This window comes from Brevundimonas diminuta ATCC 11568, from assembly GCF_000204035.1.
GTDB classification, from domain to species: Bacteria; Pseudomonadota; Alphaproteobacteria; order Caulobacterales; family Caulobacteraceae; genus Brevundimonas; species Brevundimonas diminuta.
In genome coordinates this window covers 1,732,108-1,733,478 of record NZ_GL883086.1, presented here as the reverse complement: position 1 = coordinate 1,733,478, position 1,371 = coordinate 1,732,108, and the positions used below count along the sequence as shown (strand labels likewise).

Here is a 1,371-nt window from a genome sequence, read left to right as displayed (position 1 = left end):
CTCGCCCAACGCCGGGTGGCCCGAGGCGGCCATGGCGGGCGCGCTGCGGGTTCGACTGGGCGGGCCGGTCCGCTATGACGGCGTCATGACCGACCGACCTGTCTTCGGCGACTGGGCGCCGCCGTCCGCCCATGATCTGAAACGCGGGCTGAAGGTTTACGGCGTCGCCTGCGCCCTGTTGCTGATGCTGCTGATCGGCGGGGGCTTCGCATGGCCGCGCTGATGATCCAGGGCTGCGGCTCGGACGTGGGCAAGTCGGTGCTGGTCGCCGGTCTGTGCCGCGTCTTCGCCAATCGCGGCCTGACAGTGCGGCCGTTCAAACCGCAGAACATGTCCAATAACGCCGCCGTCACTGCGCCCGATCCTGAGGGCCGCATCGGCGAGATCGGCCGCGCCCAGGCGCTTCAGGCGCTGGCCTGCCGCACGCCCGCGACCGTCGACATGAACCCTGTCCTGCTGAAGCCGCAGAGCGACACGGGCGCCCAGCTGGTCGTGCGCGGTCAGGTCGAAGGCGTGTGGCAGGCGGCGGGCTATCAAGACCGCAAGGTCGCCCTGCTCGACGTGGTTCTGGACAGCTTCCGCCGTCTTCAGGCCGAGGCGGATCTGGTGATCGTCGAGGGCGCGGGCAGTCCGGCCGAGACGAACCTGCGCGCCGGAGACATCGCCAACATGGGCTTCGCCCGCGCGGCGGACGTGCCGGTGGTGCTGGTCGGCGACATCGACCGGGGCCATGTGATCGCCTCTCTGGTCGGCGCCCATGCGGTGCTGGACGACGAGGATCGGGCGATGATCCGGGGCTTCATCATCAACAAGTTTCGTGGCGATCCGGCCCTGTTCGGTCAGGGCCGGGCCGAGATCACGCGGCGCACGGGCTGGACGGATCTGGGCATGGCGCCGTGGCTGGCGGATGCGCGGTCGTTACCCGCCGAGGACGCCGTAGTGCTGGAGCGGTCGGGCGGCGGGCGTGGCGGAAAGGTGCGGATCGCCGTGCCCATGCTGTCGCGCATCGCCAATTTCGACGACTTCGATCCGTTGCGGCATGAGCCGGGCGTGGACTTCGGCTTCGTGCCGCCGGGGCAGGCCCTGCGGGGCGATGCGGACCTCATCATCCTGCCGGGGACCAAGGCGACGTTGGCCGATCTGGCGTTTCTGCGGGCGCAGGGCTGGGACGTGGACATCGCCGCCCATGTGCGGCGCGGCGGGCGCGTGCTGGGCGTGTGCGGCGGCTATCAGATGCTGGGCCGCACGATCAGCGACCCGGACGGCGTCGAGGGCGTGGCGGGTTCGGCGCCGGGGCTGGGCCTGCTGGACGTCGAGACGGTGCTGGCGGGGGCCAAGACCCTGCGCCGGGTCGAGGGACAGCTGACGCCC

General features: G+C 71.0%; 2 protein-coding genes. Both read left to right on the top strand.

Translation table 11 applies throughout. From position 1 onward, the window contains the following. Positions 1–223, top strand: a 223-nt coding sequence (locus BDIM_RS12230) for a cobalamin biosynthesis protein (RefSeq protein ID WP_211205986.1), incomplete at its 5' end; no start/stop codon positions are given. After that, on the top strand, positions 211–1,371 hold a 1,161-nt coding region (locus tag BDIM_RS12225; protein WP_081461902.1), incomplete at its 3' end, for a cobyric acid synthase. The genes BDIM_RS12230 and BDIM_RS12225, both read left to right, overlap by 13 nt.